At 70.9% G+C, this 26,404-nt stretch carries 19 protein-coding genes and 3 pseudogenes; 6 read left to right on the forward strand and 16 right to left on the reverse strand.

Going from position 1 to position 26,404, the window contains the following annotated elements:
• Positions 1–153 precede the first annotated feature (153 nt).
• Positions 154–2,721 (reverse strand): ABC transporter permease, encoded by a 2,568-nt coding sequence (locus tag JF597_RS19175; protein ID WP_293996206.1) that lies wholly within the window; start codon positions 2,719–2,721, stop codon positions 154–156.
• Between the two features lie 4 nt (positions 2,722–2,725).
• Positions 2,726–3,514, reverse strand: a complete 789-nt coding sequence (locus JF597_RS19180) for an ABC transporter ATP-binding protein (RefSeq protein WP_293996208.1) — start codon at positions 3,512–3,514, stop codon at positions 2,726–2,728.
• A gap of 153 nt (positions 3,515–3,667) precedes the next feature.
• Between JF597_RS19180 and JF597_RS19185 the strand changes: the two genes are divergently transcribed.
• Both JF597_RS19185 and JF597_RS19190 read left to right on the forward strand, forming a co-directional pair.
• Complete coding sequence (locus JF597_RS19185; RefSeq protein WP_293996210.1) at positions 3,668–3,919, forward strand: toxin-antitoxin system HicB family antitoxin; 252 nt, start codon at positions 3,668–3,670, stop codon at positions 3,917–3,919.
• A 4-nt stretch (positions 3,920–3,923) separates the two neighbouring features.
• Positions 3,924–4,298 carry a fic family toxin-antitoxin system, toxin component gene (locus JF597_RS19190; protein ID WP_293996212.1) on the forward strand — a complete coding sequence of 125 codons (375 nt, stop codon included), beginning with the start codon at positions 3,924–3,926 and terminating at the stop codon, positions 4,296–4,298.
• Positions 4,299–4,319: 21 nt separating this feature from the next.
• Here JF597_RS19190 and JF597_RS19195 read toward each other — a convergent pair whose 3' ends face one another.
• Entirely contained in the window at positions 4,320–5,003 is a 684-nt protein-coding gene (locus JF597_RS19195; protein WP_293996214.1) for a class I SAM-dependent methyltransferase, read from the reverse strand.
• Between the two features lie 79 nt (positions 5,004–5,082).
• Positions 5,083–5,769: a triacylglycerol lipase gene (locus JF597_RS19200; RefSeq protein WP_293996216.1), complete on the reverse strand. Its 687-nt coding sequence runs from the start codon at positions 5,767–5,769 to the stop codon at positions 5,083–5,085.
• A 116-nt stretch (positions 5,770–5,885) separates the two neighbouring features.
• On the opposite strand from JF597_RS19200, the gene JF597_RS19205 reads away from it, so the two are divergent.
• Entirely contained in the window at positions 5,886–8,060 is a 2,175-nt protein-coding gene (locus tag JF597_RS19205) for a LuxR family transcriptional regulator (protein WP_293996218.1), read from the forward strand.
• 156 nt (positions 8,061–8,216) lie between these two features.
• Here JF597_RS19205 and bioD read toward each other — a convergent pair whose 3' ends face one another.
• The 4 genes from bioD to JF597_RS19225 form a co-directional block, all read right to left on the reverse strand.
• The gene (gene bioD / locus JF597_RS19210) at positions 8,217–8,933 is read right to left on the reverse strand and encodes a dethiobiotin synthase (protein WP_293996516.1); all 717 of its coding nucleotides are present in this window, start codon (positions 8,931–8,933) and stop codon (positions 8,217–8,219) included.
• Between the two features lie 2 nt (positions 8,934–8,935).
• Positions 8,936–10,222, reverse strand: a complete 1,287-nt coding sequence (locus tag JF597_RS19215; protein WP_293996220.1) for an adenosylmethionine--8-amino-7-oxononanoate transaminase — start codon at positions 10,220–10,222, stop codon at positions 8,936–8,938.
• Positions 10,215–11,423, reverse strand: coding sequence for a biotin synthase BioB (gene bioB, locus JF597_RS19220; protein WP_293996222.1), 1,209 nt, complete (start codon positions 11,421–11,423; stop codon positions 10,215–10,217). The genes JF597_RS19215 and bioB overlap by 8 nt, the downstream gene beginning before the upstream one ends.
• 659 nt (positions 11,424–12,082) lie before the next feature.
• Entirely contained in the window at positions 12,083–12,682 is a 600-nt protein-coding gene (locus JF597_RS19225) for a TetR/AcrR family transcriptional regulator (protein ID WP_293996224.1), read from the reverse strand.
• A gap of 262 nt (positions 12,683–12,944) precedes the next feature.
• On the opposite strand from JF597_RS19225, the gene JF597_RS19230 reads away from it, so the two are divergent.
• Both JF597_RS19230 and JF597_RS19235 read left to right on the forward strand, forming a co-directional pair.
• Positions 12,945–13,118, forward strand: a complete 174-nt coding sequence (locus tag JF597_RS19230) for a hypothetical protein (protein WP_293996226.1) — start codon at positions 12,945–12,947, stop codon at positions 13,116–13,118.
• Positions 13,119–13,495: 377 nt separating this feature from the next.
• Complete coding sequence (locus JF597_RS19235) at positions 13,496–14,323, forward strand: transposase family protein (RefSeq protein ID WP_293996228.1); 828 nt, start codon at positions 13,496–13,498, stop codon at positions 14,321–14,323.
• A gap of 101 nt (positions 14,324–14,424) precedes the next feature.
• Here JF597_RS19235 and JF597_RS19240 read toward each other — a convergent pair whose 3' ends face one another.
• Positions 14,425–18,705: a trypsin-like peptidase domain-containing protein gene (locus JF597_RS19240; RefSeq protein WP_293996230.1), complete on the reverse strand. Its 4,281-nt coding sequence runs from the start codon at positions 18,703–18,705 to the stop codon at positions 14,425–14,427.
• Positions 18,706–18,716: 11 nt separating this feature from the next.
• Positions 18,717–19,052 (reverse strand): CU044_2847 family protein, encoded by a 336-nt coding sequence (locus JF597_RS19245; protein WP_293996232.1) that lies wholly within the window; start codon positions 19,050–19,052, stop codon positions 18,717–18,719.
• A 214-nt stretch (positions 19,053–19,266) separates the two neighbouring features.
• On the opposite strand from JF597_RS19245, the pseudogene JF597_RS19250 reads away from it, so the two are divergent.
• Positions 19,267–19,578: pseudogene (locus tag JF597_RS19250) on the forward strand (transposase family protein); the annotation flags it as partial.
• A gap of 40 nt (positions 19,579–19,618) precedes the next feature.
• Here JF597_RS19250 and JF597_RS19255 read toward each other — a convergent pair.
• The 6 genes and pseudogenes from JF597_RS19255 to JF597_RS19280 all read right to left on the reverse strand — a co-directional run bounded on the left by JF597_RS19255 (position 19,619) and on the right by JF597_RS19280 (position 26,398).
• Entirely contained in the window at positions 19,619–19,813 is a 195-nt protein-coding gene (locus tag JF597_RS19255; RefSeq protein ID WP_293996234.1) for a hypothetical protein, read from the reverse strand.
• 313 nt (positions 19,814–20,126) lie between these two features.
• Entirely contained in the window at positions 20,127–20,516 is a 390-nt protein-coding gene (locus tag JF597_RS19260; RefSeq protein ID WP_293996236.1) for a Clp protease N-terminal domain-containing protein, read from the reverse strand.
• A gap of 66 nt (positions 20,517–20,582) precedes the next feature.
• Positions 20,583–20,880, reverse strand: a pseudogene (locus JF597_RS19265) (IS256 family transposase); the annotation flags it as partial.
• A 1-nt stretch (position 20,881) separates the two neighbouring features.
• Positions 20,882–21,312: pseudogene (locus JF597_RS19270) on the reverse strand (IS5 family transposase); the annotation flags it as partial.
• Between the two features lie 119 nt (positions 21,313–21,431).
• The gene (locus JF597_RS19275) at positions 21,432–22,724 is read right to left on the reverse strand and encodes an FHA domain-containing serine/threonine-protein kinase (RefSeq protein WP_293996238.1); all 1,293 of its coding nucleotides are present in this window, start codon (positions 22,722–22,724) and stop codon (positions 21,432–21,434) included.
• Complete coding sequence (locus JF597_RS19280) at positions 22,709–26,398, reverse strand: serine/threonine-protein kinase (RefSeq protein WP_293996240.1); 3,690 nt, start codon at positions 26,396–26,398, stop codon at positions 22,709–22,711. The genes JF597_RS19275 and JF597_RS19280 overlap by 16 nt, the downstream gene beginning before the upstream one ends.
• Positions 26,399–26,404: the final 6 nt, after the last annotated feature.

A 26,404-nucleotide genomic window follows, 5' to 3' on the forward strand; every position in this document is an offset into this window, starting at 1 on the left:
CGTCGGTCCGGCTCAGAGCGAATCGGCCCCGGCGGGCGGCAGCGGCTCCACCGCGTGTCGTACCCGAGTTCCGCGGCGTGCCGGCGTGCCGGCGCGCCGCGCGCCACCAGCCGGTCGGCACCGGAGCGGAACGGACGGCGGCTCACTCGTGTCTCACTCGTGCGCGATGGCGGCCAGCACATTCATCCGCGATGCGCGCAGCGCCGGCAGCAGCGCGGCCACGACCCCGACGACCGCCGAGCCGATCACCACCGCGACGATCGTGCCCCACGGGATGGCCAGCGCCTTCATGCCCTGCAGCGCCAGCACCTGCTGTGTGCACACGCCCCACACGAGCCCGAGCGCGAGGCCCAGCACCGCGCCGAACACCGCGATCACCACCGACTCCAGCCGGATCATCCGGCGCAACTGCCGCCGGGCCAGTCCGATCGCGCGCAGCAGCCCGATCTCCCGGGTGCGTTCCACGACCGACAGGGCGAGGGTGTTGACCACGCCGAGCACCGCGATGACGATCGCCAGCCCGAGCAGCGCGTACACCAGGTAGAGCAGGACCGCGATCTGGTCGTGGACCAGCTTCTTGTAGTCGGCCTGGTCACGCACCTGTACCTGCGGATACGGCGTCAGCGTCCGCTCCAGCCGGGAGCGCAGTTGATCGGCGCTGGTGCCCGGGGCCCGGTTGACGTACAACGCCGAGTCCTGGCCGCCGGGGACGTACTTCTCCACGGTGGCGATGCCGAAGAACAACCCGCCCTGGGTGCCGAATCCGCCACTGCTGCCCTGGTTGGTGAGGGCGCCCACCTTCAGCTCGGCGGTCCTGCCGCCCTGGAACTCGACCGGCAGCACGGTGCCGAGGCGGACCTTGTGGTCCTCCGCGAAGTTGACGTCCATCCCGAGGCTGCCGTCGGCCAGCGCGGCCGCGGTGTCGCCGCCCCGGTAGACGACGTGGGCGACCTCGTCGACCTGCGGGTCGTACCCCGCGGCGGTCGTGGTGACCCGCTTGCCGTCCGGCAGCCGTACCGCCACCGGCGCGAACCGCTGTCGTACGACCAGCCCCACGCCCTCGGTGCCGCGGACCTTGTCGGTGATCTCCTGGGTGAACGGCAGGAAGTTGCCGTTCTGGACGACGAAGTCGGCGCCGAGCGTCCTGTCGATCTGCTGGTCGAAGGACTTGGACATGGAGGCGCTGGCCACCGACATCCCGCCGACCAGGGCGAGCCCGACCATGAGCGCGGCGGCGGTGGCGCCGGTACGGCGCGGGTTGCGCAGGGCGTTGCGCTGGCTCATCCGGCCGACCGAGCCGAACAGGGCGGGGAAGGCCGCGCCGAGGACCCGGATGACGGGCCGGACGAGCAGCGGGCCCGCGATGACGGTCGCGATCAGGGTCAGGATCACCCCGAGGCCCAGCAGCGAGGCCGCCGACGCCGTTCTGGCCGCGGTCGCGCACCCCACCAGGGCCGCGACCCCGAGCGCCCCGACGGCCGAGCCGATGATCGCCCGCACCCTGAGCGGCTTGCCCACACCGGCGATGTCGGCGTCCGCGAGCGCCGCGATCGGCGACACGGCGGCCGCGCGCCGGGCGGGCAGGTACGCGGCGACGAACGTGACGCCGACACCCACGAGGTACGCCGCGACCGGCGTTCCCCAGCCGATGACCATCTCGGCGGCCTTGAGGTGCATGCCGAAGGCGCTCATCAGCCCGATCAGCCCGAACGCCAGCCCGATCCCGGCGCCCAGGCCCAGCGTGGAGCCGACCAGCCCGAGCAGCACCGCCTCGGTGAGCACGGACCGCCGTATCTGCCGCCGGTCGGCACCCAACGCGCGCAGCAGGCCCAGTTCGCGGGTGCGCTGGGCGACGAGCATGGAGAAGGTGTTGACGATCAGGAAGATGCCGACCAGGGTCGCGATGCCCGCGAACCCCAGCATCACGTACTTGATGACGTCGAGGAAGCCGCCGAGGTCGGCGGCAGAGGACTTCGCCTGCTCGTCGGCGGTCTTCAGGTCGTACCTGCCGGTCCCGATCACCGCGCCGATCCGGCTCTTGACCCGGGCGTCCGGCACCCCCCGTGCCGCGTCCACCGAGATGCTGGTGGCCCGGCCGGGGGCGCCCAGCAGTTCCCTGGCGGCGACCGAAGGATCGAGGAAGACCAGGGCCGCGCCCGGGTTGGTGGTGGTGAAGGTGGCGATGCCGACGACCTCGACCTCGAAGGTGCCGGGCTGGGCCTGAACGGTGAGCGTGTCGCCGATGCGCACGTGCTTCCCGGCGGCGGTGTCCGCGTCGAGGAGGGCCTGGCCGGCGCCCCGCGGGGCGTGTCCCGAGGTCAGCTTCAGGGGGCTGCGGCGGGTGAGGTACCAGTCCGTGGCGATGGTCGGGGCGCCGGTGGTCGGGCCGACCGACTTGTTGTGGCTGTCGACCACCACGACGTTCTGGACGGACACGTCCGCATGGGTCGCCGCGACCCCGTCGACCTTGGCGATCTCGCCCGCCAGCGCGGCCGGCACGGTCTGGACGGCACCGGTCGGCACAGGCGACTTCAGGTCCGCCTTCGGTTCGACGGTCACATCGGCGGAGGTGGAGGCGAACAGCCGGTCGAACGTGCGGGTGACGGTGTCGGAGAAGATCAGGCTGCCCGCGACGAACGCCACGGACAGGACGATGGCCAGCGCGGACAGCAGCAGCCGTCCCTTGTGCGCGAGGAAGCTGCGCAGGGTCGCCTTGAGCACCGGGTCAGTCCTCCCCGGGCCCGGAGGACCCGCGTCCCACGTCGAACCTCTTCATCCGTTCGAGCACGGCGTCCGCCGTCGGCCCCTCCATCCGGTCCACGATCCGGCCGTCCGCGAGGAAGAGCACCAGGTCGGAGTGGGCGGCGGCGCCCGGGTCGTGGGTGACCATGACGACCGTCTGTCCGAGCTGGTCCACCGCCTGCCGCAGAAAGCCCAGCACCTCGAGACCCGCCCGGGAGTCCAGGTTCCCGGTCGGCTCGTCGGCGAAGATCAGTTCCGGTCGGGAGGCCAGCGCCCGCGCGCAGGCCACGCGCTGCTGCTGGCCGCCGGAGAGCTGGGCGGGCCGGTGCCTGAGCCGGTCCCGCAGCCCGAGCGTGTCGATCACCTCGTCCAGCCACTTCCCGTCGGGCTTCCTGCCCGCGATGTCCATGGGCAGAGTGATGTTCTCGGCCGCGCTGAGCGTCGGGATCAGGTTGAACGACTGGAACATGAACCCGATCCGGTCCCGGCGCAGCCGGGTCAGCTCGCGCTCCCTGAGGCCCGTTATCTCGGTGCCGCCGAGCCAGACCTGACCGGCCGACACCGTGTCCAGCCCCGCCAGGCAGTGCATCAGCGTGGACTTGCCGGAGCCCGACGGCCCCATGACCGCGGTGAAGCGGCCGCGCGCGATGTCCACGTCCACCGAGTCCAGTGCGAGCACCGCCGTCTCGCCCGCGCCGTACGCCTTGGTCAGTCCGCGGGCCCGGGCCGCGACCCCGTCGGCGGCGGGCGCCTCCGTAGCTGCTGTGGACAAGACTGCCTCCCCGTTTCGCACGACGGTCGTCCGACTTCTCTGTCCGGCCTCTTTGTCCGGGTCGAGCGTAGTGTGACCCGTCCCACAGCCGGTATCACTTTTCGATTCCGATGCGCGCTGGCATTGCTAGCGAATCCGCGCTAGCTTCGAAACATGGCGAAGACCCAGCTGAACGTGCGAGTGGACGAGGGTACCGCCAAGGCGGCCCGCGAACGCGCTCTCGCGCGCGGTGTGAGCGTCAACCGCTACATAGAGGAACTGGTCATGCAGGACACGGGTGAGGCCGGCCGTACGTTCGTCGAGGCCGCCGCCGATTTCATGAAGCAGTACGAGTCCGTCTTCGCCGAGGAGTTCGGCGAGCCGCAGGCTACCGACACGTCTGACAAGACCGAAGGCCGTCACTGATCCCTTGAGCGACCTGACGATCGACCTCGCCTGGCTCCTCATGCTCGCCGAACAGAAGACCCCCGGTGACCCGCAGGTCACCGACTGGGGCGCGCTGATCGCCGCCGTCGCCAGGCACCGGGCCGAGATATTCGACGTCCCCGTCTACGACACCCCGCAGGCCCGCGCCGCCGCCCTGCTCCAGCTGCTGATCCACGTCCCGGCCCTGGAGCGCTCGAACGCCCTGTTCGCGTCCTCGGTCGCCTACGCCTACCTGGTCGCCAGCGGCCTCAAGGTCGTCACCTCGCCCGAGCAGGTCCGCGACCTGGCCCGGCTGGTGAAGAACGGCGAGGCGAGCGTCGCCGACATCGCCCAGGAGCTGCGCCGCTGGAGCCTGTGAGCTCTCCCGCGGAGCCTGGGATCAGTCCTCCCGGGGTTTGCGGGCGACGCCCAGCGCGCAGTACGAGGACGGCAGCCGCGGGCCGCTCTCCGGCAGGAACACCCGGCGGTAGGGGCCGAGTTCGAACCCGGCCGCGCGCAGTTCGGCGACCGGCTCCCGGGACAGATGGCAGCCGCCGCTCAGCAGCGGCCACACCGTCCGGTCCAGCGCCCGCTGGGTGAGCCGCATCGCCGGGCCACCCCCCGCGCCGTGCTCGAAGAACCGCAGCTCACCGCCCGGCCGCAGCACCCGCCGTACCTCCGCGAGCGCCCGCCGCACATCCCGGACACTGCACAGCACCAGCGAGAACACCGCCGCGTCGAAGGCCTCGCTCTTCACCGGCAGCGCCTCCGCCACGCCCGGCACCACGTCCACCGGGACGTCGGCGCGCACGGCGGCCTCCGCCGCCAACTGCCGCAGGGTGCGCTCCGGTTCGATCGCCACGACCTCAGCGACCGAACCGGGGTACCGGGCGAAGTTGAGCCCGTTGCCCGCGCCGACCTCGATCACCCGCCCGGACAGTCCGAAGAGCAGCCGCTCCCGGATCGCGGCCACGCCGAGACCGGTCTCGGCGGTGACGCTGCAGCGGGCGTAGAAACGCGCGAACAGCGGGTGGTGGACGGGATCCCGCACCGGTGTCCCGGCGCCGGCGGACATCAGCCGCATGACGGACCTCCCGACGGAAGCAGGTCTACGGTGATTGTCCCCCGTCGCGGCCCGTCGCACCCCCGCTGCCGCGGACGGCTCAGCCGATGAAGTCGCGCACCTGCTCGTAGACGCCGTGGTCGTTGTTCATGTCGGTGTGCGAGATGCAGCCGACGTCGACGTTGGTCGCCCCGCTCAGCTCCGCCGAGGTGTCCGGGTCGATCGCCGCGTCGCAGTCCGACCAGTACGCCGCGTACGAGACGCTGCCGGGCGTCTCGTCACCGGAGTTCAGGGCGGTCAGGAACGAGCTGCCCGTCGTCATCTCCTTGCAGGAGGTGTACAGCCACCCGCACAGCGAGGCGACGCTGGTTCCGTGGTTCACCCCGGCGACCGACACGAAGTGGTCCACGTACGAGGTACCGCCGAGGTTCTTCAGGTAGTAGCGGCTGTTGAGCGCACCCATGGAGTGCACCACCAGGTCGACCTTCGAGGCACCGGTCTTGGAGAGGACGGACTGGATGTACGTCGACAGCGTCGAAGCCGTGGTGACGTTCGACTTCGTCCAGTCGTACGAGATCGCGTACAGCTCGGAGGACGAGTAGCCGTCCGCCTCGAAGTCCGCGATCCAGTCGTTCCAGCTGCTGGAGTCGCTGCTGAGACCGTGCACGAACACGATCGGGTCGTGGCTCGCCGCCTGCGCGGTGCCGGTGGTCAGGGGGAGGGACAGAAGGAGCGAACCGGCTATCGCCGACAGAGCGGTTGCGATGCGACGCTTGGCGCGTTGCATGATGCCTCCTGAAACGGGTGGGGTTGTTCAGGAGTGTCAGGACGGGTCTACGCGCGCCGCATCGGTGAAGTCGCCAGTCTTTACGAATCAACTAACTCGCCAGTAACGTCTTTGGTGTGGTGATACCGGTGAACCCCCCACACCTTGACCGCACTTCGCCACCGCAGCCGACCGACGCGGGGCCATGCCCGGCTTCGGCGCTCCCCGAGGGCGTCCGCGTCCGGGTGACACGAGTCGTATACGAGGACCAGCGCGCCGTGGCCGAACTCGTGCCGCGCCTCACCGAACGGCAGGCCGCCGGCGCCGACCCGCTGCCGGTCGAACCGGCCGAACTGGCACCGGGGTTGCTCCACACCCTGCGCCGGGAGATCCGCGCCCTGCCCGACGAGACCCGGCTGCTGTTGCTGCTCGCCGCCGCCGACCAGTACCCGGTCGCCACCCACGCCTTCCTGCGCGCGGTCACCGCCGGCCGCCTCGACACCCGCCCGCTGGAGACCGCGGAGGCGGCCGGGGTCGCCCATGCCGGTGTCGGCGGGGTGTTCTTCCGTGATCCCTGGACCCGGATCGCCGCCTACGAGACCGGCTCACCGGCCGACCGTCGCGCGGCCCACCTGCTGCTCGCCCGGGTGCTCGGCGGCAAGGGCGAGACGACCCGCCGCTCCTGGCACCGGGGCGCCGCCGCCCTCGGCCCGAGCGCCCGGCTCGCGGCGGAACTGCGCACGGCCGCCGACCGGGCCCGCTCCGAAGGGCGGCCCGCCCTGGCCCGTGCCCTCGCCGAACGCGCCGCCGACCTCTGCCCCGACCCGACCGAGGAGGCCCGGCTGCTCGCGCTGGCCGCCGCCGACGCCTGGCGTTGCGGAGAGCCCGACCGGGCGAGACGGCTCGCCGCCCGCACGGACGACTCCGCCCTCAACGGCCTGCTCGCCCTCAGGGCCGGCAACGCCGCCGAGGCCTTCGACGCCCTGCTCACCGCCGCCGTCCGGCAGGAACGTTCCGCCGATGCCGTGGAACTCCTCGCCCTCGCCACCGAGGCCGCCGTCTACACCGGCGACCTCAGACGCTGCCGCGAGGCACATGTCCTCGCCCAGTGGCTGGGCCTGCCGCCATCCGGCGTCCTCGCCGCCCTCGCCTGCGCCGTCGAAGGCCGCTACGCCGACGCCCGCGCCCTGCTCAAGGGCACCGCCGGCCGCTGCGGGCCGGGCGACGACCCCGGCCTGCTGATCCACTCCGGCATCGCCGCCCTGATGCTCGGCGACCACACCCGCACCGTCACCGCCACCCTCCGGGCCGCCGCCTCCGCCCGGGCCCGCGGCATCCCGGGAACGGCCGCCCAGGCCATGGAGTTCCGTGCCTACGCCGACTTCTGGACCGGCCGCCCCCGGGCCGCCGAGGCCGCCGCCCAGGAGGCCCTGCGCCAGGCCCAGGCCACCGGGCACGACAACGGGGCCTGCCACCTCCAGGCCGCGCTCGCGATGTTCGCCGCCGTCACCGGTGACGAGGCGGCCTGCCGGGAGCGTGCGGCGGCCGCCCGCGCGCACGCCCTGGCCCAGGGACTGGGCCTGCCCGCGGCCCTCGCCCAGTGGGCGCTCGCCTTCCTCGACCTGGCGGGCGGCCGCTTCCCGGCGGCGGCCGCCAGGCTGCGCGCCCTCGCCGCTTTCGGGCCCGGGCACGGCCACCGGGCCATCCGGCACCTGGCCACCCCGCACTACGTCGAGGCCGCCGTCCGCACCGGCGACACCCGGGTCGCCCGCGCCGCGCACGTCGACTACGACCGCTGGGCCACCGCCGTCCGCAGCCCCGACGACCTCGCGCTCAGCGCCCGCTGCCGGGCCCTGCTCGCGCCCGGCGCCGAGGCGGTCCAGCACTACCGGGCAGCACTGGACCTGCACGCCCGGGGCACCCGGGACTTCGAACGCGCCCGCACCGAGCTGCTGTTCGGCGGTGCGCTGCGCCGGCTGCGGCAGCGCACCGAGGCCCGGGACCGGCTGCACAGCGCCCTGGAGGCCTTCGAGTCCTTCGGCGCCCCGCACTGCGCCGCCCAGGCCCGCGCCGAACTCCGCGCCCTGGGAACCCCGTTGACCGCGCACTCCGGGGCCGACCCGGCCGCGGTGCTCACGGCCCAGCAGCTGATGGTCGCCCGGATGGCCGCCGAGGGCGCCACCAACCGCGAGATAGCCGACCGGCTCAACCTCAGCCCCCGCACCATCGACCACCATCTGCGGGGCGTCTTCAGCCGGTTGGGCATCCGGTCGCGGATCGAACTGGTACGGCTGCTCGGCGAGTCGCCCTAGGAGTGCAGGGCGTCGGTCGGGTGCGGCGCCATCGTGTTTGGTCGCGCAGTTCCCCGCGCCCCTGAAAAGAAGGGGGTGGCGACGCGCCCCTTCAGGGGCGCGGGGAACTGCGCGACCAGCCCCCACGCAGCCGCACCCGACCGACGCCCTGCACTCCTAGGACGCCTCCCGCACCCGGAACGCCTCCGCGTCCCAGGTGCCGTCCAGCCGGGCCGAGAGCCAGTTCGGCGCCGCCGCACGGAAGTCGGCGGGCGCCAGCGCCCCGGCGCCGGCGGGCAGCGCGCCCAGCAGGGGTGCCCCGGCCACCTCCGGCAGGTCGGCCACATTGCACCGCGAGGCCAGATCGGGGGAGTCCGGCCAGCTGCCGATCACCACACCCAGCAACTGAAGCTCCCGCGCCCGTAGTTCACGGGCCGTCAGCTCGGTGGTGTTCAGCGTGCCCAGCCCGGCCGACGCCACCACCAGCACCGGCGCGTTCAGCAGCCGGGCCGCGTCCGCGAGCGTGCCGCCCGTCGCGTCGAACCGGACGAGCAGGCCGCCCGCGCCCTCGACCAGCACCAGTTCGTGGTCGGTGGCCAGCTTGGCCGCGGCCTCGGCCACGTCGTGTGGCCGCACCGGGGGCAGCCCCGCCCGGCGGGCCGCCGTGCCCGGCGCCAACGGCTCGGGGAACCTGGCCACTTCGGCCGCCGCCACGGCACCCGCGAGCCGCGCGACCTCGTCGGCGTCCCCGCGCTCGTCGGGTCGTACCCCGGTCTGCGCGGCCTTCAGGACCGCCACCGAGCGGCCGGCCGCCAGCGCCGCGGCGGCGACCGCGGCCGTGGTGACCGTCTTGCCGATCTCCGTGCCCGTCCCCGTGATCACCAGGATCGGCATGCTCATCCCTCCCGCGCGGCGGCGCACACCGCGCGCGCGATCCGTGCCACGTCCGCGTCACCCGTGACGTACGGCGGCATCGTGTACACCAGGTCGCGGAACGGCCGCAGCCAGACGCCCTCGCGCACGGCGGCGGCCGTGGCGGCCGCCATGTCGACGTCGTGGTCGAGTTGTACGACCCCGATGGCCCCGAGCACCCGGACGTCCTGGACCCCGGGGATCTCCCGGGCCGGTGCCAGGCCCTCCCGCAGTCCCGCCTCGATGCGCTTGACCTCCGCGAGCCAGTCCTGGCCGAGGAGCAGCCCGAGCGAGGCGCAGGCGACCGAGGCCGCGAGCGGGTTGCCCATGAACGTCGGCCCGTGGGCCAGCACAGGCACCTCGCCCCGCGAGATCCCCTCGGCTACCCCGGGCGTGCACAGCGTCGCCGCCATCGTCAGGTAACCGCCGGTCAGCGCCTTGCCGACGCACATCACGTCCGGGGTGACGGCCGCGTGGTCGGCGGCGAAGAGCGCGCCGGTGCGCCCGAAGCCGGTCGCGATCTCGTCGAACACCAGCAGCACGTCGTGCGCGTCGCAGGCCTCGCGCAGCACCCGTAGGTAGGCGGGGGAGTGGAAGCGCATCCCGCCGGCGCCCTGCACCACCGGCTCCACGATCACCGCGGCCAGCTCGTGCGCGTGCCGCTCGATCGCGGACCGCAGGTGCCCGGCGTACGCCTCGTCGTACTCCACGGGCGGCGCGTCGGCGAACACCTGTCGGGGCAGTACCCCGGACCAGAGCTCGTGCATGCCGCCCTCGGGGTCGCACACCGACATCGGCTGCCAGGTGTCGCCGTGGTAGCCGCCGCGCCAGGTCAGCAGGCGCCGCTTCGCCGGGCGGCCGAGGGAGCGCCAGTACTGCAGGCACATCTTCACCGCGACCTCGACCGACACCGACCCCGAGTCGGCGAGGAAGACGTGCTCCAGCCCGGCCGGCGAGATGTCGACCAGGAGCTTCGCCAGGCGGACGGCGGGCTCGTGGGTGAGCCCGCCGAACATCACATGGCTCATCCGGCCGAGCTGGTCGCGCGCCGCCTCGTTGAGCACCGGGTGGTTGTAGCCGTGGATCGCCGACCACCAGGACGACATGCCGTCGACCAACTCGCCCGAGCCGTCCGCGAGCCGCAGCCGGACCCCGCTCGCCGACTCCACGACGAGCGGTTCGGCCCGGCCGGGCATCGGACCGTACGGATGCCAGACGTGCCGACGGTCGAGCTCCAGCAGCTCGGGGACGGGCAGGACGGGGTCAGGCATTGGGCGCGAGGTCCGTTCCGGCACCCCGGCGGCGGACGGCGACCAGGTCGGTGCGCGGTTCGCTGGCCGGGACGGTCACAGCGTCGGCCGCCTCTTCGTGGGAGCCGCACACCGACCCGCAGCCGGCGCCCTCGCCCTGGTGCGACCCGCAGCCCGCGCCCTCGGCCGCGTGTGACCCGCAGCCGCCGCGGACCTCGGCCCGGTGCTGGGGCAGCGTCACCTCGTCCGCGCCCTCCACCACGAACCCGGCGTCCGCGATCATCTCCAGGTCGGCCTGGCCGGCCTGGCCCTCGGTGGTCAGGTAGTCGCCGAGGAAGATCGAGTTGGCAAGGTGCAGCGCGAGCGGCTGCATGGTGCGCAGGTGGACCTCGCGGCCGCCCGCGATCCGCACCTCCACGTCGGGGCAGACGAACCGCACCATCGCCAGGATGCGCAGGCAGCGCTGCGGGGTGAGGTTCCACTCCTTGGCCAGCGGGGTGCCCTCCACCGGGATCAGGAAGTTCACCGGAACGGAGTCCGGGTCCAGCTCGCGCAGCGAGAAGACGACGTCGACCAGGTCCTCGTCGCTCTCGCCCATGCCGGCGATCAGACCGGAGCAGGCCGACAGGCCCGCCGCGTGCGCCTTGTTGACCGTGTCCACCCGGTCGGCGTACGTGTGCGTGGTCGTGATGTCCCCGTACGTCCCCTCGGACGTGTTGAGGTTGTGGTTGTAGGCGTCCGCGCCCGCCTCGCGCAGCCGCTCCGCCTGGCCGTCGGAGAGCAGCCCGAGGCAGGCGCACACCTCGACGCCCTCGTTCTGCTCCTTGATGGCCTTGATGGTGCCCGCGACCCGGTCGACGTCCCGGTCGGTCGGACCGCGCCCGCTCGCCACCAGACAGACCCGCTTGGCGCCCCCGGCCAGGCCCGCGGCGGCCGCCTTCGAGGCCTCGTCGGGTTTCAGCCAGCTGTACTTGAGGATCCCGGTGGAGGAGCCCAGCCGCTGCGAGCAGTAGGAGCAGTCCTCCGGGCACAGGCCCGACTTGAGGTTGACCAGGTAGTTGAGTTTCACGCGCCGGCCGAACCAGTGGCGGCGCACCTTGCCGGCCGCGGCCACCACATCGAGCACGTCGTCGTCGGAGGTCGCCAGCACGGCGAGCGCTTCCTGGCGGGTCGGCAGCTCGCGCCGAAGCCCCTTGTCCACCAGCGTGTTCAGCAGGTCCATGAAAGCCGATCCTGTACTACGAGGCTGCTCCGGGCCAAGGAGAGTTTGCACAACCCTGTCAGTTCGACGTGTGGGGTATGTAACATGGCCACCCCGGTACGTAGGGTCCACAGAGAGCACGAAAGACCAGGTCAGAGGCCCCAAGTCCGCTTCCCGCCGCCGATTTGGTGAGAGTCATGGGTGAGACGAAAGGGCCAGTGGGTCAGTATGGCGGGTTCCTACAACACCCCCGAAGAGGCTGCTCCCTCAAGCGCCGCGCGTGACGTGGTGCGGGCTGTTCTGGAAGCTCTCGACATCCCCCACACGGCGACCGCAGGGGACCGCGAGGCGCACGACCGGATCTTGAGCGAACGGGCCACGCACGCGGCACTCGCGCTCCGCAGCACGCTGGACGGGTGCCCCCTCGAAATCGAATACCACCGTCAACAGGCTGGACGCGCCGCGGACCCCAGGCAAGAACAACAGGCGAACCTGGTTCAACGCCGCCGCCCGTGCCAACGCGCTCAACCTGCGCGCATACCGCGAACGGTGCAAGGCCGCGACCCTCGGTGAAGACCCGTCGACGCTCACTCTGTTCCCACGGGACGCGCTAAGCGGGGTGCGGTGACGATGTCGTGCCCGGCGCGGGACAACCCACGGCTCCGTTCAGGTGCAGCCGGTTAGGGCTGGTCACCCACGAGAGTGATGGCGCGCTTCTCGGGAACTCCCAGCATCAGCAGGCTCGTGATCGTCGCTGCTCGGGCGCCGAGGGCCCCGTCCGACTGGTCGCTGTCCGCGATGGTGAACACGACGCCGTAGGCGATCTGGCTCAGAGTGCCCGCGGGCAGATGCTGTGCGAACACGTTTCTGTCCTGGCCCCGTTTCACGAGGTCGGCGAGGAGCTCGTCGAATGGCCCGAGCAGGGCGTGGATCGCCTCGCCGTACTCGCCTCGGCGCAGCGCCAGCAGCACTCGGTACCGGTGCGCGACCGGCCAGAGCCGGGCGATGAATTCGACCCATGCCGCGTCCGCTGCTGCGTCGGAGGCGTTGACTTCGGTGAGCACGGCCGTCATCTCGGCGACGGCCCGTTCCGTGAGTGTCCGGACCAGGTCGAGGCGCGAGGGGAAATGGTCATAGACCGTGCGACGGACGACGCCGGCGGTGGAGGCGATCTCGCCCATTCCGGCGTCGGGGTTCTCTCCGAGCAGATCGAGGGCGACGTCGAGGATGCGTTCGCGTGTCTCGTGCATCGAGCGTACGCGGGAGGACTCGGTGGACACGACGCCAGTATTGCACACGAGTGTACAGTGAGATTCACTGTACACCCGTGTGCAGCGGAGAGCCGCGCTGTGCTTCGAAGCTCAGGAGGAGAGAAGAAGGCAATGACCGCACCGACGCCACCTACCTCGACCCTCGTCCGCCCGTTCACCGTCTCGATCCCGGAATCGGAGATCGACGACGTCAAGCAGCGACTGGCCAGAATTTGATGGCCGGATCCGGAAACGGTGGGCGACCGGCCCGAAGGTCACGCTTCCGGTCGCGGTGACCGTCTTCCCGAGGGACATCCCACGCGTGCCGCGCAGCTGGATCGAAGACACCTACAGCAATCTGATCCACTACGGCGAGGCCGACAAGGACGGGCACTTCGCCGCCTTGGAACAGCCCGAGATCCTTGTCAGCGAAATCCGCACCGGCCTGCGCACCCTTCGTTCCTGACGCCAACGCGCTCGAGCTCAGCGGGCAATAAACGAGTCTTCTAAGGTTTTGCCCGTCGGCCTGGCGGATCGTAGGCGGGGGCGGAACGCGGGCGCAGCAGAACCCGGCAGGCGGCCGGCACCGGACCTGCCCGATGATCTACGCCATGGTCATCCGCCGCCGACCGGCGCGGGTAATCGAATCGTCATTCACACCAGACCCGCGACCTGCGACTTCACGATGCACACCGCCCATTGAGACTTTCCCGGTGAGCGCCCGTCGCTCGCTGTGATCGCGATGCTTGCACTGCCGCCCATGCGGGTCCTCAAGTCCGGGCAGGCGTAAGGCCCCTGATAGGAACGATCTTGCGACGGATTGTTCTGACCGAGGGGCCTCACGTGTCGACCAGTGTCACATACACCGCGGTGCTCGATGTGAAGCGGTCCACCGCCGAGCACCTGGCCCGGTTGCTGCGCGATCACCGCATCGCGGCCGGAACCCGCAAGGGCAGGCGTGCGCTGGGCTGCTTCCGCCAGGCGGTGCTCATCCTGCGCTGGTTCATCGACGGCACCCGTCTTTCCCAACTCGCGTGCGACAACGGTCTGTCGGCCTCCACCGCATACCGCTACCTCCACGAGGGGCTGACCGTTCTGGCGGCCGAGGCACCGGACCTCGCCACCGCACTGGAGCGCGCGAAGGCGGCCGGGCTGACACATCTGAACCTCGACGGCACCGTCATCCGCACCGACCGCGTCGCCGCTCCCGGCCCCAACGGCGCAGACCTCTGGTGGTCTGGAAAACACAAGCACCATGGCGGGAACGTGCAGGTCATCGCCACTCCGGACGGCTGGCCGATCTGGGTCTCACCGGTCCGCCCGGGCCGGGAGCACGACACCACCTGTGCCCGCCACCACGGCCTGATCGACGCCCTCAACCGGATCGCCGCCGAACTGAACATGCCGACCCTCGTCGACCTCGGCTACGTGAACGCCGGTGACGGCTTCCGCCCCCCTCACAAGAAGCCCGCCGGTCGCGAACTGACCGAGGCCCAGCAGACCTACAACAAGGTCATCTGCGGCATCCACGGGGTCTGCGAGCGTGCCAACTCCCTGCTCAAGACCACCTTCAAGGCCCTGCGCCGAGTCAGCCTCGACCCCAGCCGCATCACGAAGATCGCCGCCGCAGCCCTCGTCCTCCTCCAGCTCGAGTACGACCGCACCATCTGATCAATCACAGAACGTCATGATCCGCTACTGGCAAAGGCTCACTCATACTCTTTGACTGGCATTACAACGAGGCGAGCCCAGCGTGAGAGGAGGCTCGACGCTCAGTTCGGGATGCAGATTCGCTCGGCGCGGCGGTTGTGTAGGTAGCGATCGGCCTCCTGTGGGGTCAACTCCCTTCCTACTGCTCGGCAGATGGCGTTCACCGCCTGGTCCGGGGTAGGAAGGGCGATGTCGAAGAGCCGCACCGTACTGTCGTCGGCCGCGACTGCCAGCGTCCGGCCTGCACTGGCGAAGGCCAGGTATGTGACGCCGCCCCCCGGGACGGTGAGGGTCTTGCGAATCTGCCCGGTCGGTGCGTCCCACAGACGCACGCCGCCGTCCGAGCCGCCGATGGCGAGAACACGGCCATCCGGACTGAAGGCAAGCGACGATGCACCGCCGGGAACTCTGAACGCGATCGGTGTCTCGTCCAAGGTGTTCTTCCAGATCCGGACCGTGCCGTCGTCGCTGCCGACCGCCAGGGCGAGCCCCTTGGGTGCGAAGGCGATCCACAAGACACGGCCCGGACTGCCCAGCACCGACTTGACTTTCCCCGACTGGAGGTCCCAGATCCGCACCTTACGGCGGTCCGCAGTAACCGCTGCCAGGTACTTACCGTTCGGGCTGAAGGTGACGGGGATGGTGTCGTCGACATCCGGGGCCTCCTCCTCGTCCTTCCCGGTGATGTTCCGGGACGTGCCCGTCCGGACATCCCAGAGGGTCGAGCCGTCGATGGCCAGGGTTGTGCCGTCGGGGCTGTAGACCAAGGTCCTGCCGTTACCGAGAGTCGAAGGGGTGTGGCGTCTCTTGCCGGTGGTCGCGTCCCACAGCCGTGCGCTGTCGCCGTCGCTGCCAACGGCGAGCGTCTGTCCGTCCGGGCTGAAGGCCAGCGCGGTGGCATCGTCCGGTTGGGTGAACTCGACGCGCAGCTTGCCCCGGCCTACGTCGAACAACCGGACGTTGCCCACGTCTGTGAGCGTCTGCGTCGAGACGGCGAGGGTCCGGCCGTCCGTGCTGACCACCATGTCCTGCAGGGACCCGTTGAGTCGGGGCAGTGTCGTCCGTGCCACGCCATCGTCCGGATACCACACGCGCAGAGTTCGGTCGGTGCTGCCGCTGATGAGCGTGTGGTGGCGTGGGTCGAAGGCCAAGGTCGTGACTTCGGAGGTGTGACCGACCAAGGTGGCGCGAGCGGTGCCCTTGTCGACGTCCCACAGACGCACCGTGTGGTCCTCGCCGGCAGTGGCCAGAGTGTGGCCGTCCGGGCTGAAGGCGACAGAGGTCACGCCGGAGGTGTGTCCGCTGAGCCTGGCCAGGGTCTTGCCGGTGTGTGCGTCTCGTATCCGCACAATGCCGAAGATGTCCCCCGTCGCTAGGCGGCTGCCGTCGGGGCTGAATGCCACCGAAAGGCCGTTCGCGTGCCCTGTGAGGTGGTCGCCGGGTGCTGTCTGGAAGCCAGTTCGCTCCTTACCCGTGTGGATGTCCCACAGCCGCACGAAGCCGTCGTCACCTAACTTTGCCAAGGTACGGCCGTCGGGGCTGAAGGCCACGGCATCCGGCTCCGTGTCGTTGGATGCACTGAAGGCAGCCAGCCGTCGGCCCGTGGTCGAACTCCGCAGCTCCACGTCACTGCCTCCTCCGCCGGAGATGGCAACCGTCCGTCCGTCCGGGCTAAGGGCCAGCTGCTGGGCCTGCGTACTCGCCGAGGCGGTGCGGGCCTTGCCCGTCGTGGCATCCCATAGCCGGAGCGCGTTGTCGTAGCCCTGGCCGGGCCCGGAAAGGGTTGCCACCGTCTGCCCGTTCTGGCTGTAGGCCATCGCGAGCAGCGGGTGTGGGGCCATGATTGTCACCCGGAGCTGCCCGGTGGCGCCGTCTCGGATCTGTATGGTCCCGCCCTTCTCCGCCTCGGCGAAGCCGCGCCCGTCCTTGGTGTAGGCGAGGGAAACGACACCGCTGTGGGTGGCGATCCGCCGTCTCAGCGGCAGGTTGGCAGCAGCGTAGAGGCTGGCGACGGCCTGGTCAGAGGTGCTGCTGCGGTAGGCGTGAACGGCGAGGAGTGCGGCGAGGTCGGGATCGGTCTGCAACAGTGCGCCGGACCACGCCGCGATTTCCCGGGACTGCGCCTGCCGCTGCGCGGTGACGGCCTGCTGCTGCAGCCACACGGCGCCCCCAGCCGTGATCAGGGCGATGACGAGCACGCCCGCCAGCAAGGCGTTCAGGCGTCTCAGGCCGCGGACGTTGGCCTGCTGGTGCTGGTAGCTTCGCTCGATGAACGCGGCGATTGCGCCGGGGAGTCCACGCTCGGCCGACCACTCTCGGCCCAGAGCCAGGTCCGTCCCGTGCAGCAGATCGTTGTTGCTCGGAGGCGCGGCACGCAGGAACCAGCGGGCCCATCGGGGCAGTTCACGTACTCGGCGCAGCTGGTCCTGGACATCGGGGTCCCGGGCCTCGAAGTCGCGCCGTTCCGCCCAGCGGGAGTGCTGCTCGCGCACGCGCCGGAGCCAGTCATGGAAGCTGCGGTCGCGGGCTACCCAGTCGCGTAGTTGCGCCCAGTCCTTGATGAGGGCGTCGTGGATCAGTTCGGCAACGGGTTCTCCCGGCTCGTCGGCGGCACCGACAAGGTGCTGGGTGCGAGTGATGACGATCCGGTGGCGGGTCAGCCTGGTCAGGACTTCGTCGAAGGCTTGCCCGGCGGCCGTGTCGGCAGCGCCACCAGCCAGGTCACGCAGAGTGCTCAACGGCATCTGCTGGCGGACGGCGGGGATGCGTCCTGATTCATCCGCGGGCCGTACGAGGGCGGTGAGAATCCGTTCGACGACCGGTCGATGCTCTGCGATCACATCGGCGACCGCAGTGTTACACCAGGTAGTCAGGGCGCCGGTGACCTCGCCGATCGCCTGGTAGGCGCGGTGCGTGAGGGCGCCGTTCTCGCGCCGTCGCCACAGCTGGCTGAGGGTCAGTTCCAGCAGTGGCAGCAGGACCGCTGGAGCCCGACCGGTCGTGGCGCCGACCGAGTCGGCCGCCAGCACATCAGTGACGATGCGTTCCGCCAGACCGTCCTCGAATCGGGCGCCCATCGCATGCGCGGGGCTGGTGATGATGGTTTGCAGGTCCTGCCTGCTCAGGGTCGCCGGGATGTTGACCAGACCGGGCGCGACGGCCTCCAGCAGAGCCGGGGCGGTTGCGGCCATGTGCGGGTAGAAGTCGTCCCGTATGACCAGAACCAGGCTGGCAGCGGTCGGCAATGCCGTCAGCCGCGTCAGCTCGTCGGTGACCGCCTCCACGGTTCCGGGTGATTGAGTGAAGAGCTCTTCGAACTGGTCCACGACCAAGAGAAGATGGTCCCGGCCAGCTTCCGCCTCAAGCCTGAGCTCGGCGGCTGATGGCAACCCGGCCTCGCCCGTACCGGGCAGTCCTGCACGTTCCAGCTCAGCCAGCAGGTCCTGCCCGGGCCGGGCGAGGACCGGGAGCCATCTGTCGCTGTCCGGCAGGCGCCCGTCAGCAAGAGCTGGTAACAAACCGGCTTGGACCACGGAGGACTTGCCCGCCCCGGAGGGGCCGGTCAACAGCACCGCCTTCCGGTGCCCGGCCAAGGCCACGAGCATCTTCTCCACGGCGTCGTCGCGGCCGTGGAACCACCGGGCCTGCTCGGCGGTGAACGCGTCCAGTCCAACGTAGGGGCAAATGTCGCGGAGGGCCAGGTCAGGCAGTGAGCCCGCAAGGGCGTCGGCCGGGGTGGCGTAGGCGATGCCCAACCCCTTGAGGTGATCGTCGGGCGCGGCGATGGCGGTCACCATACCGACCACGAGGCCTGTCAGCTCGTCGACGAGCGGCGCACCGCTGAAGCCCGTGGTCAGGTCGTTCGCGGCGGTCAGCTGGAGTAGTGCGTCGCCGTCGGAGGTCGCGGGCAGGAGGCCGCCTGCCTCGGCCCGGCCGAAGTGTCCGGTGGCCGGCGCCTGGGTGGGGAAGCCGAACGAGAGCACGCGGTGGCCCCTGCTGCTCGCCGCCGAGCCCAGCGGCAGCGGAGAGACGTCCGCAGGTGCCCGGTCGAGCCGCACCACGGCGATGTCCTGACCGTCGGGAGGACTCCACGTCTCGGCCGTGACACGGCCGTGGGCCTCAAGCCTTCCGGCGGCGGCGGGGAACGACAGCCGCACCCGGCCACCTGGCCCGCTGCCCGCGGCGACGACCACGTGCGCGCAGGTCAGGACAGTGTCCTCGGCTGCTAAGAAACCGGCCCCGACCACCCGCCCGTCATCGCCGAGAACCTGGGCGACGCTCGCCGAGAAACCATCGGGTCCTCCGCGGCCGACGCCTGAGTCAAGGGTATCCGTCGAAGTCACGGCGACGTCCTTCAGGAGGGCTGCGCGCCGGGCGCATCCTGCTGCCACAGCACCCGGACCTTCAGGTGGAAGCCCGCCTCGCTCTTGGTAATGACGGCACCGGCCTGCGCCGACAAGTCGACGCCGAACTCGACCTCGATCTCCCCCGGTCCCGCGTGTCTCAGCTGCTCCACAACGGCGCGCGCAGTCTCACGCACCGGGCCCAGAGCCGTCTGAAGGCTCGTCGGCAGGTCGCGGATGGCATCCCCAAGGCGCCCGGCCTGCAGCGGCCCCTCCACCGTGGTGGGCGCCGCCTCGACCAGAACCGTACCGCCACCGTCCAGCGGAATCCGCGCAAGGCTTCGCATCCGGCCATCCCCCGTATCCCTGTGTGCCCTGTGCACTCCGAAACCTGGGCCCGGAGCCAACGGACAGCCACGGTAGCGAAACGCCCGACGGCTCACCACAAGGAACTCAGCCACGGCCGGATCATGACCGGTGCGGCGCCACTGTCCGCTCCATTTCGACGTGCAGTTGCTCGGCCAGCCGGCGCGCGACCCGGTCGGCGACAGTGAGTTCCTTGGCCTGATCGACGCCCTCAGCCACCTCGCCGCCACCTTGGATGTCCCGACCCTGACCGACCTGGGTTACGAGAACGCCGGCCCTGGTTTCCGCCACCCGGTCAAAAGGCCCGGGGCGGCGAACTTGCCGAGCACCAGCAGGCGTTCAACAGGGTCATCCGGGGCGTGCACGGCATCGCCGAACGTGCCGCGGCCCTGCTCAAGGTCACCTTCAAGGCTTTGTCGCAGGGTCAGCCTCGACCCCGCAGCCATCACCCGGATCGCCCGCGCTGCTCTCGTCCTGCTCCAGCCCGAACACGGGTGTACCACCTGATGAAGATCACGATCCGTCACGAGAAGTTACCGAGAAGACCTCATTGTGCCTTGCCGCTGGGCGAGTGCGGTTTGCCCTTGCCGCTCGTGGACACGTGGCTGCCGCAGTTCCGGCAGCGCCGGATCCGCTGCCCGTGGGCGTCTGTGTCGGGTGCGCCGGCGTGGCGGGCGACGTGGCCGGCGACCTGGTGAGCTTCGCCGCTCACCTGCGGCAGCTCGCCCACACCGTCAACCACGCCGCTCCGTGGAGCGTGCGGCATGCGTCAAAGCCCCCTTTCAACCTCATGGCGACGACCCTCGACCCCGGAGCGGTCCTGGCGGGGCTGGGGGCCTCGGCGTGCCGGTGCTGCGTTCGCTGATGAGTTGACGCCGGCGCCTGCGCTGTCGCGCGCTGGCGTGCACAGCCACCCGCAGGAGGACCAAGAGCTGGAGGAGCTCAGCACCGAAGGCCTGCTGAACGGGCTCTCCACGAGTAGTAGTCAGTACCTGTGGGTCGCTTGCTTCGCGAAGCGCGGATCCTGTCCCCAGGGGGCTCGGATCCCAGGTACTTCAGGGGCGGTGGCGCTCGCGTTGCAGGGCGGTGCGTTGCTGCGCTTCCAGGATGCGTTGACCACGAGCCCGGAGTGCGGAGCCGTGTCCCCGCGGTTGCCACCATCGATGCACCCGGGCGGGCGTTCGATCCAGTGCGTTGGTGTACTCGGTGATGAGTTCACGATCTCCTGCAGCCTTGAAGGCTGCGAGCAGAAGGTGTTCGCCGGACAAGTAGGGATGCCGACGGCATCGAGCCTCGTGCTCAGCGTTGCTGAGCAAATCCTTGAGGGACGTGCTCGCGGGCAGCCTCTCGGCGACGGATCTGTATCCGAGTTTGTCCAAGACGTCGGGAAGTTGGGAGTTGTCGGACAGCACTGCTCGGAGACGACGTGTCGCGCCCAGGGTCACGGTGCCAGGGTAAACGAGCGCCCGTTGCCCCGCACGGAACGGTCTCCAGTGTTCGGTTGAGGTGGTTCATGCAGCGGGGCTCTCAAAACGTTCGACGAGCTGGCCGCGTTCAAAGCGGGCACCTGCCCGGACGAGGGTGACGAGATGGGGTGCGTTCACGGCCCGCCACCGCTGCTGGGCGGACTCCACGAGCTTGAAGACCATGGCCAGGGCGGCCGTGCGTGAGAAACTTCGCGCCGTAGAGCTGGGCGAGCGTCTTGATCGCCGCCTGCGCGTGCTGTTTGCCCTCGGCGTTGTAGATGCCCTGGATCGCTTTCTTCGCGCCCGGCTGCGCGGACTTCGGCATGGCGTCGAGCACATTTGCTGTCGCTGGCGAGATGAACCTTTGTACTCAGGCCGCCGCGGGAGCGTCCGAGCCCGTGATCGTCTGGTTCCGCGCGGTACGAAGCCCCCTTTTTCTCGCCCCAGCGGCATGCTGATGGGCCCGGCAGACAGTGGAGTCCACCGACACGGTCCAGCCGATGTCGTCACTCTCATCGGTCGCTGCCAGAACTGCGGCGAGGATCCGTTCCCAGGTGCTGTCGATGGCCCACCTGACCAATCGCTTGTGAACGGTCTGGAACGATCCGAGCTCGTCCGGCAGGTCGCGCCAAGGCGAGCAGGTTCGATACTTCCACGCGACGGCCTCCAGGGTGCGGCGGTGATCAGCCCATCGCCGCCCGCGGACTGGATCGGCCGGCATCAGCGGCTCGATCCGGACCGACATCGCATCAGTGATCACTAATCGGACAGACACATCCGATCAACTGACCAGCCCATATAAGAGTCACGCCCTAACAGTCGTCGGGCAACATCACCGGTGTGTGCGCGGGAGGGGTATGACGCCCGACCGCATTCCTGTCTGACAACTGCCGTTCAGAGCGCGCGGCGCAGGGCGTGTGCCAGGTCCGCGGCCGTGGTGACGGTGAGACGGGGCGTGTCGACGAGGGTGTTGTCGATGAGGTCGGCGAGCCGGGGCGGGAGCGTGGCCAGCCGGTCGCGCACGGCCACGGGCGGCTCGCGCAGGACGACGGCGACGGGGTCGACGCCCGCCGGGAAGTCCCGCGGCGGCGATCCGGTGAGCATCCAGTACAGGCATGCGGTCACCGCCCACAGGTCGACCTCGGGCCGGGCGTACTTGAAGTCGATCACCTGTCCGCGCGGCATGAAGGCCAGGCTGCCGCCCATCGCGCCGGTCAGGGTGTGCCCGGACAGGCCGGCGCTGTCGAACGCCTTGGCCAGGCCGAAGTCCGCGATCTTCACGGTCGCGTCGTCCCGGGCCCCGGTGAGCAGGAGGTTCTGCGGTTTGATGTCGCGGTGGACCAGGCCGCGTCTGACGGTGAGGGTCCCGTCGAGCAGTCGTACGGGCACCTCGGCCGTGTGCGCGTAGTGCAGTCCGCGCAGCACCTGGAGGGTCACCCCCACCGCCTGGCCGAGGTCCAGTCTGCCGCCGGCCCGGGCCACCAGGTCGGCCACGCTTCCCAGCCGGCAGAACTCGCTCGTGAAATAGAAGGTGTTGCCGTGTGCGCCGCCGCTGCGAAAAGCCACGACATTGGGGTGCCGCAGCGCCCGGGTGCAGGCGAACTCCCGCAGGAAGCCGTCGCGGGCCGCGGGGTCGACGGCGCCGTGGGCCAACAGAGTTTTCAGGGCCAGGAGTTCGCCCGTGCTCTCGTCCCGGACGAGGTGGACCACGCCCTGCCCGCCACGGCCGAGTTCCTGTAGCACCCGGTGGCCGCGGATGGGGGCGAGGGCCGGCTCGCCGGTCTCCGCGGCGTCGAGGAGTGTGTGCGTCGCCTCGACCGGGTCCCGCGCGGCACCCTCCGCGAGCTCCGCCGTACCGTTCTCGGGCTCTGCTGTCCCGACCCGGATGCGTAACACCGTGTCGCCGACGCGGAGTTCGTCGCCTTCGGCCAGATCCCGCACGGCCGGCCCCGGGGGCAGCCGTCGGCCGTTGACGTAGGTGCCGTTGCTGCTGCCCAGGTCCTGCACCCGCACCCGCGGAGGATCGACGTCGAGCAGGCAGTGGTGCCGGGACACCTTCCGGTCGTCGCCGGCAGGCCGGATGCGGCATTCGCCCGCCCGGCCGACCAGGCAGGTGGTGCGCCGAGTGAAGATGTACGGTCCGGCGGCGGATCCGTCGCCGGGGACCAGCGTTACCGAGTACGCCACGGCATCCGAGGCCTACGGCGCTTCGCGCGCGGTTGCGCTACGGCGCCGGGTTCCCAGGTGAATTCCCAGTCCAGTTCCCAGCCGCGCACAGTGGCGTCGTAGTCCCCGGACATCAGGGTGCGGCCGTCCTCGCTGAGGGCGAGGGCGTGCACGGTACCGCGGTGTCCGGTCAGTGTGCGCAGCAGTTCGCCGGTGTCCAGGTCCACCACGTCGATCCGCTGGGTGATGGTGCCGAGGACGGCGAACCGCCCGTCGGCGGTGAGCGCGAGCGCGGTGGGCAGGTGCTCGGTGGGGATCTTCCGCTGCACACGGCCGGTGGCGAGGTCGAACACGATGAGCGCCCCGGCGGTCGCCACGACCGCCCGGCCGCCGACGGGTGCGATCGCCAGCAGGCTGGCGTTGCTCGTGTCGGCCACCCCGTAGAGTCGTTTGCCTGTGAGGGTACGGACGGCCGTCACCCCGAAGGGGCCGTACTCCAGCAGCGTCCCGCCGTCCGGGGTGATCTCCAGGGCCGTCTGGGGCGGCACTCCGCTACGGGTCCACAGCCGCTCGCCCGACTCCAGGTCCCAACCGCAGACTTCGTCCCCGCGTATTGCGGAGGCCAGGTCCAGGCCGGCGTGTGTGTCCTCGCGTGACGCCGCGTACCGGCCGTCCGAGCTGAGCGCGACCGCGGCCACGGGGCCGCGGTGGGCCCGAAGGGCCTGCCAGGAGGCATGGAGGGTGCGCTGCTCCCCGTCGAACCCCAGGTCCCAGCTGCACAGAATCCCGGTGTCGTCGCCTGTGAGCAGCCGGTCCGCGGCTGACGCGTACACCAGGGTCTCGACGGTTCCGGCGTCGTCCGGACCTGTCAGGTCCCATGCCCTGTCGTCGACGAGGTCGAGCAGCGCCACCTGCCCGTTCCTGCCGTGGATGACGGTCGCCTGGTCGCCGCAGACCAGGGTGAGGGTGCGCGCCACCGGCAACGGCCAGTCGAGTTCCCGGTCGAGACGGCCGCTCGCCGCGTTCCACAGGTCGATCTCCCCCGTCCACCGGCCGGTGACGAGAAAATCTCCGTCCCTGCTGACGGCCAGGGCCGGCGGCTGGGTGAAGTGCCGGTGTCCGTCGAGATCGAACAGTTGATAGCCGCTGCGCAGTCCCGACCGGCGCCCATGCCGGCCCACCGCCGCCCAGGCCTCGCGCAGGTCGGGATGGCGTCCGAAGCCGGGTACGGCCTCCGCAGCCCGTAGTCGGGCGGCGCTCTCCTCGTACCGGCCCTCGTCGAAGAGGTGCAGCGCCTGCTCCATGGCGGTGTCGAACGCCCGCGTGCCGTCGGACAGTTCGTCGGCGCCCTTGGGCCGGGCGTAGAGCCAGGGGGCACGGTAGCCGGGTGCGGGCAGCGGCAGCACGCTGATCACCTTCTGCGAGCCCGCGACGGCGAACCTCCCGTCCGCGCTGATGGCGACGGTGTGGGAGTAACGGGTGTCCGCGTCGGCATTGCCGTGGACGCCCTGCGGCCCGTCCCCGCCCTCGGGCCCGTTGTCGTATGTGCGCAGGCACCGGCCCGTAGCCGGTTCGAGTACGCGCAGCGGCTGCGAACTTCCCACCACTGCCAGGGAGCCGCCCGGTGCGAGGGCGATGGCATGGTGAATGACGCGCAGGGAGTGTGGCGACCGTGCTACGACGCGGTCCCTTCGGGCGTCCCAGAGCACCATGTTCCCGCTGTCCCAGACCTGGAGTGCATAGCGTGCGTCGGCCGAGAGCGCACACCAGTTGACGTGCACGCCCCATGCTCCGTAGCCCTGTTCGTCCAGCGGCGGGGTCAGTGCCGCATGGCGTCGTCCGTCGGTGACGTTCCAGGCGCAGACCCGCTGGTCGCTGGGGCTGTGGGCCGGGGTGGACAGCGCGAAGGCACCGTCGGCGGTCATGGTCACCGCCGCAACCGGGGCGCTGTGGGCCGCCACGCGGTGCAGCGGCGCTCCGGTTCGAACGTCCCAGAACCGGAGCGTGCCGTCCGCATGGCCGGTGGCGCCCGTGGATCCGTCGCCGCTGAGGGCGACCGCCGTGGGGGCATCGGTGCCGCTGCCGTCGGCGCCGATTTCCGGCGGCAGAGGTATCGGGGTCCCATGGGTGAGGTCCCATGCTTCCAGCGGCGCCTGTTTGCGGAGGATCAGCCCGGTGCGGCCCGCGGCGCAGACGGCGGTGGCGACGACCTCGGCACCGGCCGCGGTCAGTTCGCGCAGACAGCGGCCCCTTTCCGTATCCCACACGCGGACGCCGCCGTCACTGTCACCGGACAGCACCAGAGCGCCGTCCGCGGTCACCGCCACGGCGGTGACGTAGGCGCCGTGGCCGGTCAGCCGCGCCGTGGTCGGCGCGGGCCGTTCCGCCAGTACGGCCAGTGCCTCGACGGTGTCGGCCGCCACGGGTGCTTCGTGCTCGTCGTGTTCCTCGGACGGGCGGCCCTCTCGGCGCGTGGTCCTGTGCAGTGACTCGGCGGCCCGCTTCCGGTCGTCCTGTTCCAGGTGGATGAATCCCCGCAACCGGTCGGCGAGTTGCGGGGCCCCGCCGAAGACACGCCCGCCCTCGATGTCCGAGAGCACCTCCAGGTCGGTTCTGCGACCCGAACGCCACAGGTGCAGGCCGTAGTTGTAGCGTGCGGCCAGATGGTGCGGATCGACGTCGGCCGCCTGCCGCCACAGGTCCTCGGCCGCTTCCGTACGCCCCAGGTCGAGCAGGGACAGCGCCTGGTTGGACAGTCCGTCGGCGAGCAGCGCGACGCCTCGCGGTGCACGGCGCGGAAACGGCGTGCCGGTCACGTCGGCGTACACCTCGGCCAGGACCTGGGCGGCTTCGTCGAGTTCGGCCGGCCGTGCCTCGGCGTTGGGCATGAAGCACTGGCGCAGCAGTCCCGCGACCGCCGGGGGTACGGCGGGCACGCGGGGGTCGGCCGGGCCGGCCTCCAGCAGTACTTCGAGGGCTTCCGCGGCGGCCTGGCCGTGCTGGGTCGGGCGGCGACCGGTGAACATCTCCAGCACGGTCAGCGCCCAGGACCACACATCGGTCGCGTGCGTCAGCCGGACCTCCCGGCCGGCGGCGGCGAGCGCCTGCTCCGGGGAGCAGTAGGCGGGGGTCATACCGCCGAAGGTGACGCCGGTGTCCGTGGCGTCGGCCGGGTCCGCGGGGCGCGCTCCGGCCAGCCCGAAGTCGGTGACTTTGGCGGTGCCGTCCGGTTCGAGCATGACATTGGCGGGCTTGACGTCCTGGTGGACGAGGCCGCTGTCGTGCGCGTGCTGCAGGCCCCACGCGGTCTGCACGGCGATGTCCAGCACCCGGCCGACCGCGGTGTGCGGGCCGCCCTCGTAGAGCCGGCCGCCGGCAACGGCCTCGGCCAGGCTGCCGCCGTCGACCCATTCGGCGAACACCCTCGGCCGGCCGTCGATCGTGCGTACATAGGCGCAGTTGACGGTGTGCGGGTGGAGGCCGAGTCCCACCCAGGTGCCCGCCTCGGCCTCGAACCGGCTTCTGCCTTCCGGCGAGGCGACCAGTTCCGGGCGGGGCGTCTTGACCGCAAGGTCCACGTTCCAGCCCTTGTGGCGTACTCGGTGGACCAGGCCCATGCCTCCGCTGTGAACGACGTCGAGCACCTCGTACAGATCGAGGACGATGTCGCCGGGCTGCCAGACCTCCGGTGTCATCGACGC

The sequence above is a fragment of the Streptomyces sp. genome (assembly GCF_019510245.1).
In the GTDB taxonomy this organism is placed as follows: Bacteria; Actinomycetota; Actinomycetes; order Streptomycetales; family Streptomycetaceae; genus Streptomyces.

What these genes read in the sequence shown, in the direction of transcription:
- JF597_RS19280 (WP_293996240.1), bottom strand. Translation starts at nt 26,398, where the DNA reads ATGACACCGGAGGTCTGGCAGCCCGGCGACATCGTCCTCGATCTGTAC.
- JF597_RS19215 (WP_293996220.1), bottom strand. Translation starts at nt 10,222, where the DNA reads ATGCCTGACCCCGTCCTGCCCGTCCCCGAGCTGCTGGAGCTCGACCGT.
- bioD (WP_293996516.1), bottom strand. Translation starts at nt 8,933, where the DNA reads ATGCCGATCCTGGTGATCACGGGGACGGGCACGGAGATCGGCAAGACG.
- bioB (WP_293996222.1), bottom strand. Translation starts at nt 11,423, where the DNA reads ATGGACCTGCTGAACACGCTGGTGGACAAGGGGCTTCGGCGCGAGCTG.
- JF597_RS19195 (WP_293996214.1), bottom strand. Translation starts at nt 5,003, where the DNA reads ATGCGGCTGATGTCCGCCGGCGCCGGGACACCGGTGCGGGATCCCGTC.
- JF597_RS19245 (WP_293996232.1), bottom strand. Translation starts at nt 19,052, where the DNA reads ATGCGAAGCCTTGCGCGGATTCCGCTGGACGGTGGCGGTACGGTTCTG.
- JF597_RS19200 (WP_293996216.1), bottom strand. Translation starts at nt 5,769, where the DNA reads ATGCAACGCGCCAAGCGTCGCATCGCAACCGCTCTGTCGGCGATAGCC.
- JF597_RS19185 (WP_293996210.1), top strand. Translation starts at nt 3,668, where the DNA reads ATGGCGAAGACCCAGCTGAACGTGCGAGTGGACGAGGGTACCGCCAAG.